Source organism: Kitasatospora sp. MBT63 (genome assembly GCF_000710465.2).
Lineage (GTDB): Bacteria > Actinomycetota > Actinomycetes > Streptomycetales > Streptomycetaceae > Kitasatospora.
This window is the reverse complement of the sequence record NZ_JAIZ01000438.1, coordinates 1-8,385: the sequence shown is the minus strand read 5'-3', so window position 1 is coordinate 8,385 and position 8,385 is coordinate 1. Positions and strand designations below refer to the sequence as shown.

Below are 8,385 nucleotides of genomic sequence, written 5' to 3'. Positions count from 1 at the left end.
TCTGGCGGCGCTGGGGGCCGGACCGGTCGCGGTGGCGGGGTACTTCACGGCGCCGGGGGACTTCGCCCGGCTCGCGGCCGCCGCCTGGGACGGCCCGGCCACCGCGCCCCTGGGAGCCCACCCCCTCCTGGTCCGCCTGCTGCTGGCCCGCTACGCGGCCGCCGCCGCCCGCCTCCCCGCGCACCCGCCGGCCCTGCTCGCCGCCACCAGCTGACCCACGTGGGTCCGTGCCGCCGGCACCCGCGCCCGTACCCGCCCGCTCCCCGGAGGCGTCGCGCGCCCGCCGCCGGGCAGCTGTGAGGGCGACGGTTGTTCACCGTCCGCACGCCCTGGCGATAGCGCGGCGCACCGGCGCGATGTCGGCCCGTCGGCGTACGGTGACTGTCATATGGACGACACCGCGCACCGCACCGCCCCGTACGACCCGCAGGCCGAGGCACGTTGGGTGCCCGAGCCGGACAAGCGGCCCGGCCGCACCGCCTTCCAGCGCGACCGCGCCCGGGTCCTGCACTCCGCGGCCCTGCGCAGACTGGCCGGCACCACCCAGGTCGTCGCCCCGATGCGCGCGGACTTCTCCCGGACCCGGCTGACCCACTCGCTGGAGTGCGCCCAGGTCGGCCGGGAGCTCGGTGCCGCGCTCGGCTGCGACCCGGACCTGGTGGAGGCCGGCTGCCTGGCGCACGACATCGGCCACCCGCCGTTCGGGCACACCGGCGAGGAGGCGCTCGACCAGGCCGCCGCGGCCTGCGGCGGTTTCGAGGGCAACGCGCAGTCGCTGCGCATCCTGACCCGCCTGGAGCCCAAGCGCTTCGCCCCGCTGGACGAGGCCCCGGCCCGGCTGGCCCCCTGGCCCGGCCGCAGCGTCGGCCTCAACCTGAGCCGCGCCGCGCTGGACGCCGCCACCAAGTACCCGTGGACCCGCGGCGGGCACCCGACCGACCCGGACTCCACCAAGTACGGCGTCTACGCCGACGACCTGCCGGTCTTCCGCTGGCTGCGCACCGGCGCCCCCGAGGGCCGCAAGTGCTTCGAGGCCACCGTGATGGACTGGTCCGACGACGTGGCGTACTCCACCCACGACGTCGAGGACGGCCTCCAGGCCGGCCACATAGACCCGGCGGCGCTGCGCTCGGCCGACGAGCGCGCCGAACTGTTCAAGATCGCCGAACGGTACGCCCCCGACGCGTCCGCCGCCGAGCTGGCCGAGGCGCTGGACCGGCTCCAGCGCCAGGAGTGGTGGCCCCGGACGTACGACGGCTCGGCCCGCGCCCGCGCCGGGCTCAAGGACCTCACCAGCCAGCTGATCGGCCGGTTCTGCCTGGCCGCCGAGCAGGCCACCCGGGCCCGCTACGGCCCCGGCCCGCTCACCCGGTACGCGGCCGAGCTGGTGGTGCCCGCCGAGGTCCGGCTGGAGTGCGCGGTGCTCAAGGCGGTCGCCGTCCGGTACGTGATGCAGCGCGACGAGCAGGCCCAGCTGCGCACCCGCCAGCGGATCGTGATCGCGGAGCTGGCCGAGGCGCTCACCCGCACCGCGCCGTACGGGCTGGACCCGGTCTTCGCCGCGCTGTACGAGGAGGCCGAGGACGACCGGGCGGCGTTGCGGGCGGTGGTCGACCAGATCGCCACCCTCACCGACGCCTCCGCGTTCGCCCTGCACGCCCGGCTGGTCGAGAAGGCGGGGCCGAACGCCTGACGGCCGTGCGTAAACTTCCAGGGTGGCCGGTCGGATCAGGGATGAAGATGTGCAGGCAGTGCGCAACGCGCTGCCCATCGACGCGGTCGTCGGCGACTACGTCCAGCTGACCAACGGCGGCGGTGCCCAGCTCAAGGGCGTCTGCCCGTTCCACGACGAGAAGTCCGCCTCGTTCTACGTGCACCCCGGCAAGGGCGTCTACCACTGCTTCGGCTGCGGCGAGAGCGGCGACACCATCTCGTTCCTGATGAAGATCGAGCACTGCTCGTTCGCCGAGGCCGTGGAGCGGATGGCCGCCCAGGCCAACATCACCCTGCGGTACGAGGAGGGCGGCTACTCGCCCCGCCACCAGCAGGGCGAGCGGACCAGGCTGGTCGAGGCGCACAAGGTGGCCGCCGCCTGGTTCCGGGAACAGCTCGGCTCGCCGGAGGCGGAGATCGGCCGGCGGTTCCTGGCCGAGCGCGGCTTCGACGAGGCCGCCGCCCAGCACTTCGGGGTCGGCTACGCCCCGGTGGGCTGGGAACACCTGGTGCGCTACCTGCGCGGCAAGGGCTTCACCGACAAGGAGATCCTGCTCGGCGGCCTCGCCTCGCAGGGCCAGCGCGGCGGGCTGATCGACCGGTTCAGGGGCCGGCTGGTCTGGCCGATCCGGGACTCCGGCGGCGAGGTGGTCGGCTTCGGCGCCCGCCGGCTGCGCGAGGACGACACCGGGCCCAAGTACCTGAACACCCCCGAGACGCCGCTCTACAAGAAGTCCCAGGTGCTGTACGGCATCGACCTGGCCCGCAAGGAGATCGCCAAGTCCGGCCGGGCCGTGGTGGTCGAGGGCTACACCGACGTGATGGCCTGTCACCTGGCGGGCGTCACCACGGCGGTGGCCACCTGCGGCACCTCCTTCGGCGAGGACCACGTCAAGATCATCCGTCGGCTGCTGATGGACACCTCCGCCTACCGCGGCGAGACGGTCTTCACCTTCGACGGCGACGCGGCCGGCCAGAAGGCCGCCCTGCGGGCCTTCGAGGACGACCAGAAGTTCGCCGCCCGCACCTCCATCGCGATCACCCCCGGCGGCATGGACCCCTGCGAGCTGCGCCTCGCCAAGGGCGACGACGCCGTCCGGGAACTGATCGAACACCCCGTCCCGCTCTTCGAGTTCGCGCTGCGCTCGGCGGTCGCCCGGCACCGGGTGGACACCGCGGAGGGCCGCGCGGCCGCGCTGGAGGAGGCCGCCGGGATCATCGTGAAGATCAAGGACCGCTCGATCCAGCACGAGTACGCCGTCCAGCTGGCCGGCATGCTCGGCATCCTGGACGAGCAGTTCGTGGTCCGCCGGATCGGCCAGCTGGCCCGCTGGCAGCGCGAGAACCAGCAGAACGCCGCCCAGCGGCCCACCCGCCGCCAGGAGCCCGCCGCACCGGTCCAGCCGCCGCGTCCGGCCTTCCGGCTGAACCCGCGCGACCCGGCGCAGTTCGTCGAGCGCGAGCTGCTCAAGCTCGCCCTCCAGCACCCCGACCTGGTCAGCCCGGCCTTCGACCAGTACGGCGAGGAGGAGTTCCCCACCCCGCCGTACGCCGCCGTCCGCCGGGCGATCGGCTCGGCCGGCGGCGCCGCGTACGGCGCCGCGCTGCCCGACTTCACCACCGCGGTCCGCGAGGCCAGCCCGGACGACCAGGTCCGCGGTCTGGTCACCGAGCTGACCGTCGAACCGATCCGCTCCCGCCGCAAGGCGGACGAGATCTACGCCGGGGAGTTCCTGGTCAAGCTGCGGCTGCAGGCCGTCGACCGCCGGGTCGGCGAGGCCCGCGCCCACCTGCAGCGGCTCGGCAGCCGGGCCACCCCCGAGCAGCTGCACGCGGTGCAGAGCGAGCTGTGGGCCCTGCAGCAGTACGCCCAGCAGCTCCGCTCCCGGGGCGCGGCCGCGCTCTGATCCCGGGCCCTTCACCACCGGCCCGCGCCATCCGGTCCGCCGCCGGGGGTGGCGCGGGGCGCACCGCTGGGTATCCCATCCCTTGTGGTGCGGCGTCCCCCCAGCGCCGCCACGGCCGTGGAGGATGCCCGTGGAGCTCGCCGCCGTCCGCCAGCCGCAGGCCGCCGTACGGGTCCCGGCCCAGGCCGGGCCGCCCGCCGCCGAGCGGCCCGCCCCGGACCAGGACCTCACCCCCGGCCCCGAACCCGCCGACCCGGAAGCCGCCGACGCCGAACCGGCGGACCCCGACCTGTCCGACCCCGACCTGTCCGAGCCGCCGGACCCCGGGCCCGGACACCCCGGCCCCGCACGGCGGGCCGCCGTCACCCCGGACGAGGCCTCGGGCGCCGCCGCCGACCTGCTGCGCCAGTACCTGCGCGAGATCGGCCGGGTCCGGCTGCTCACCGCCGCCGAGGAGGTCGAGCTGGCCTGCCAGATCGAGGCCGGCCTGTTCGCCGAGGAGGCGCTGGACCGCGCCGCGGCCGGCGGCCCGCGGCCCGGCGACCCGTCACCGGGCGGCGACCCGGCGCTGGCCGACGAGCTGGACCGCCTGGTGGTGCTCGGCCGGATCGCCAAACGCCGTCTGATCGAGGCCAACCTCCGCCTGGTGGTCTCGGTCGCCAAACGCTACGTCGGGCGCGGCCTGACCCTGCTCGACCTCATCCAGGAGGGCAACGTCGGCCTGATCCGGGCGGTCGAGAAGTTCGACTACACCCGGGGCTACAAGTTCTCCACCTACGCCACCTGGTGGATCCGGCAGGCGATGAGCCGGGCACTGGCCGACCAGGCCCGCACCATCCGGGTGCCGGTGCACGTGGTGGAACTGATCAACCGGGTGCTGCGGGTGCAGCGCGCCCTCATCCAGGAGTACGGCCACGAGCCGACCCCCGCCGAGGTCGGCCTGGTGCTCCAGTTACCGCCCGAGCGGATCCGGGAGGTGCTGCGGCTGGCCCAGGACCCGGTCTCGCTGCACACCCCGATCGGCGAGGAGGAGGACGTCGCGCTCGGCGACCTGATCGAGGACGCCGACGCCGCCTCACCGGTGGAGAGCGCCGCCTTCCTGCTGCTGCGCGAGCACCTGGAGGCGGTCCTGGCCACCCTCGGCGAGCGCGAACGGCAGATCGTCCAGCTGCGCTACGGCCTCGGCGACGGCCTGCCGCGCACCCTGGAGGAGATCGGCCGGCTGTTCGGCGTCACCCGGGAGCGGATCCGCCAGATCGAGGCCAAGACGCTCGCCAAGCTGCGCGCCCACGTCTGCGCCGACCAGCTGCGCGGCTACCTGGACTGAGCGGCCGCCGCCGGCCGGCGCCGTGCGGGTCAGTGGTGGAACGCGCTGCGCGCCTCGACGCCCATGGTGCTGAGCGGAGCGGGCTGGTTGCGCAGCTCGGGCAGCAGCCGTTCGAGGTCCTCCAGCAGCAGGTCCGCGAGGTCCCGGGAGAAGCCGTTGCGGCACACCATCCGCAGCGCCGACAGGTCGGTCCGGTCGTCCGGGAAGGTATACGCGGGCACCTGCCAGCCGCGCTCGCGCAGGCGGCGCGAGACGTCGAAGACGTCGAAGTTCTCGCCCTCCCGGGTGGTGAACGCGAAGACCGGTAGCTCGTCGCCCTTGGTGAGCAGCTGGAAGCCCAGCCGCTCGACCTCCCCGGACAGGTAGGTGGCGACGTCCCGGCAGGCCTGCTGCACCATCCGGAAGCCCTCGCGGCCGAGCCGCAGGAAGACGTAGTACTGGGCGACCACCTCGGCGCCGGGCCGGGAGAAGTTGAGCGCGAAGGTCGGCATGTCGCCGCCCAGGTAGTTGACCTTGAAGACCAGCTCGTCCGGCAGCGCCGCCTTGTCCCGCCACAGCGCCCAGCCGACGCCCGGGTAGACCAGGCCGAACTTGTGGCCGGAGGTGTTGATGGACGCGACCCGGGGCAGCCGGAAGTCCCACACCAGCTCGGGGTCGAGGAAGGGCGCCACCATGCCCCCGGACGCGCCGTCGACGTGGACCGGGACGTCCAGTCCGGTGCGCTTCTGGAGGTCGTCCAGGGCGGCACAGATCTCCGCGATGGGCTCGTAGGAGCCGTCGAAGGTGGAGCCCAGGATGCCGACCACGCCGATGGTGTCCCGGTCGCAGTGGGCGACGGCCTGCTCGGCGTCCAGGTGGAGCCGGTCGCCGGACATCGGCACCAGCCGGGCCTCCACCTCCCAGAAGTTGCAGAACTTCTCCCAGCAGACCTGGACGTTGATGCCCATGACCAGGTTCGGCCGGGCCCCGGCCGCGTACCGGTCGGCGTTGGCCCGCATCCAGCGCCGCTTCAGCGCGAGACCGGCCAGCATGCAGGCCTCGCTGGAGCCGGTGGTGGAGCAGCCGACCGCCTGGTCCGGGTCGGGGGCGTGCCAGAGGTCGGCCAGGATCGCCACGCTGCGCCGTTCCAGCTCGGCGGTCTGCGGGTACTCGTCCTTGTCGATCATGTTCTTGTCGCGGCACTCCGCCATCAGCCGCCCGGCGTAATCGTCCATCTGGGTGGTGACGAAGGTGGCCAGGTTGAGTTTGGCGTTGCCGTCCAGCATCAGCTCGTCGTGGATCAGCTGGTAGGCCACGGCGGGCAGCACCGGATTGTCCGAGAGCCGGTGCACCGGTGGGGCGGCGGCCATCGAACCGAGCAGGTCGAGCACGCCCTGGAGCGGGCTGAGGGACAGTCGGCGTTCATCGCCGTCGCCCTTGTGCAGCGCCATCCGAGATCCCTTTCACTTGCCGGGCAGGGAACTCCCACGCTGCCACCGCCCCGCTCCTGACGCATCCTCGGCGCCCGCGCGCGGCGGCCCCGGGCGGCTCAGCCCTTGACCTCCGGGTACGTCTGGTCGCGGACCGCCGCGTACTGCTGGCGCACCGCGTTGCCGACCGCCAGGTCGTGCTCCTGGTCCGGTACCAGGGTGGTGACCTCGGGCAGCTCCCAGTGCGGCGGTTCGGGGGTGCCGGCCAGCGCCCAGGCGGCCTGCCGGGCCGCGCCCCGGGCCGCGTGGTCGCCCGGCGGCGGGATCACCACCGGGCACCCGAACACCAGCGGCGCGATCTCCCGCACCGCCCCGAGCCGCCCGGCCGCGCCCAGCAGGAAGATCCGGCGCACCGCCACCCCGTGCGAGCGCAGCACGTCGACGGCGTCCGCGACGTTGCACAGCATGCCCTCGACGGCCGCCCGGGCGAAGTGCTGCGGAGCCATCGACTCCATCCGCAGGCCGGTCAGGGTGCCGGCGGCGTGCGGCAGCTTGGGGGTGCGCTCGCCGTCCAGGTACGGCAGCAGCACCAGGCCGTACGAGCCGGGGGAGGACTGCTGGGCGAGCGCGCTCAGGCCCTCCAGGTCGGTGCCGAGCACGGTGGCGGTCGAGCGCAGCACCTGGGCCGCGTTGAGGGTGGCGACCATCGGCAGGTGGCGGCCGGTGGCGTCGGCGAAGGACGAGATCAGACCGGTCGGGTCGATCACCGCCCGGTCGTGCACGGCGAAGATGGTGCCGTTGCCGCCGAGCGAGACGACGGCGTCCCCGAGGCCGAGGCCCAGGCCCAGTGCGGCGGCCATGTTGTCGCCGGTGCCGGCCGAGATCAGCAGGCCCTCGGGGGTGTGCCCGGCGGGTTCGGCCGGGCCGAGCACGTCCGGCACCCGCAGTTCGTGGCCGACCGCCAGCTTGATCAGGTCCTGCCGGTACTCGCCGGTGATCGGCGACCAGTAGCCGGTGCCGGAGGCGTCGCCGCGGTCGGTGGTGCGCCGCTTGGGGCTGCCGAGCAGCTGGGAGACCAGCCAGTCGTGCGGCAGCAGCACCTCGGCGATCCGCTTGGCCGAGGTGGGTTCGAACTCGGCCAGCCAGCGCAGCTTGGCGATGGTGTACGTCGGTGCGGGCACCGCCGCGATGGCCTCCACCCACGGGCCCGGGCCGCCCAGCGCGTCCAGCAGCGAGGCGGCGGCGCCGGCCGAGCGGGGGTCGTTCCACAGCAGTGCCGGGCGGACCAGTACGCCGCCCGCGTCCAGCCCGATCAGCCCGTGCTGCTGGGCGCTGACGCCGATCGCCCGGACACCCTCGAGCAGGCCGCCGGCGGCGGCGTCGCCGAGCGAGTGCAGCCAGGCCTGCGGGTCGACCTCGGTGGTCCTGGCATCGACGCCCTCCGGCAGCGGATGGGAGGCCTTCCCCTGCCGCAGGACGGCGCCGGTGTCGGAGTCGCACGAGACGATCCTGGTGCGAGTGGTGGAACTGTCGATGCCCGCGACGATGGCCATACCGAGATCATGCCGCAGCGGGCACCTCCGGTGCTGCCCGCCGCGGCAAGTGTTGCCCACTCGGTACGGGTGCCGCCGGGGCCCCGGCGGCGGGGCCGGTCAGGGCCGGAAGGTGCCCCAGCTGTCGTCCGCCGACTGCCGGCGGGCGAAGTACGGGACCCGGTCGGTGACCGAGTCCGGGAGCTTCTCGCCGACCCGGTCCGCCACCGCGCCGGCCGCCCGGCCCGCCACCGCTCCGGCCTGCTGCTTGGCCTTCCCGGCGGCGTCCTGGACCTTGGGGTTCTGGGAGAACTGCCGGGCCGCGCCGGCCAGCTGCTCGTACCGCTGCCGGCCGGCTCGGGCGCCCAGGACGTATCCGACCCCGACGCCCACGATCAACGTCAGTTTCCACATGCTCGGCTCCACCCTTCATCGCGGTCTTTGCCGCATTGCCCTACCCGTCGGGCCGGGTGGTGAACCGCCCGGCCGGTGGCGGG

The 8,385-nt window shown here is 74.3% G+C and carries 6 protein-coding genes and 1 pseudogene; 4 read left to right on the top strand and 3 right to left on the bottom strand.

The window, feature by feature from the left end; translation table 11 throughout:
• The 4 genes and pseudogenes from AA75_RS49700 to AA75_RS24095 all read left to right on the top strand — a co-directional run.
• A pseudogene (locus AA75_RS49700) lies at positions 1-214 on the top strand (sirohydrochlorin chelatase); the annotation flags it as partial.
• Positions 215-388: 174 nt separating this feature from the next.
• Positions 389-1,693, top strand: coding sequence for a deoxyguanosinetriphosphate triphosphohydrolase (locus AA75_RS24105; RefSeq protein WP_033822304.1), 1,305 nt, complete (start codon positions 389-391; stop codon positions 1,691-1,693).
• Between the two features lie 22 nt (positions 1,694-1,715).
• On the top strand, positions 1,716-3,620 hold the full coding sequence (dnaG, locus tag AA75_RS24100) for a DNA primase (RefSeq protein ID WP_033822303.1): 1,905 nt from the start codon (positions 1,716-1,718) through the stop codon (positions 3,618-3,620).
• Between the two features lie 124 nt (positions 3,621-3,744).
• Positions 3,745-4,947: an RNA polymerase sigma factor gene (locus AA75_RS24095; protein WP_033822302.1), complete on the top strand. Its 1,203-nt coding sequence runs from the start codon at positions 3,745-3,747 to the stop codon at positions 4,945-4,947.
• Between the two features lie 29 nt (positions 4,948-4,976).
• Here the strand turns inward: AA75_RS24095 and AA75_RS24090 are convergent, their stop codons facing one another.
• From AA75_RS24090 to AA75_RS24080, 3 genes are all read right to left on the bottom strand, one after another.
• On the bottom strand, positions 4,977-6,377 hold the full coding sequence (locus tag AA75_RS24090; protein WP_033822301.1) for a glutamate decarboxylase: 1,401 nt from the start codon (positions 6,375-6,377) through the stop codon (positions 4,977-4,979).
• Between the two features lie 98 nt (positions 6,378-6,475).
• On the bottom strand, positions 6,476-7,909 hold the full coding sequence (locus AA75_RS24085) for an FGGY family carbohydrate kinase (protein ID WP_033822300.1): 1,434 nt from the start codon (positions 7,907-7,909) through the stop codon (positions 6,476-6,478).
• A 99-nt stretch (positions 7,910-8,008) separates the two neighbouring features.
• Positions 8,009-8,302: a hypothetical protein gene (locus AA75_RS24080; protein WP_033822299.1), complete on the bottom strand. Its 294-nt coding sequence runs from the start codon at positions 8,300-8,302 to the stop codon at positions 8,009-8,011.
• Positions 8,303-8,385 lie beyond the last annotated feature (83 nt).

Bases quoted from the DNA above. Each gene is read 5' to 3' on its own strand.
- AA75_RS24105 (WP_033822304.1), top strand. From the start codon at position 389: ATGGACGACACCGCGCACCGCACCGCCCCGTACGACCCGCAGGCCGAG.
- AA75_RS24095 (WP_033822302.1), top strand. From the start codon at position 3,745: ATGCCCGTGGAGCTCGCCGCCGTCCGCCAGCCGCAGGCCGCCGTACGG.
- AA75_RS24090 (WP_033822301.1), bottom strand. From the start codon at position 6,377: ATGGCGCTGCACAAGGGCGACGGCGATGAACGCCGACTGTCCCTCAGC.
- AA75_RS24085 (WP_033822300.1), bottom strand. From the start codon at position 7,909: ATGGCCATCGTCGCGGGCATCGACAGTTCCACCACTCGCACCAGGATC.
- AA75_RS24080 (WP_033822299.1), bottom strand. From the start codon at position 8,302: ATGTGGAAACTGACGTTGATCGTGGGCGTCGGGGTCGGATACGTCCTG.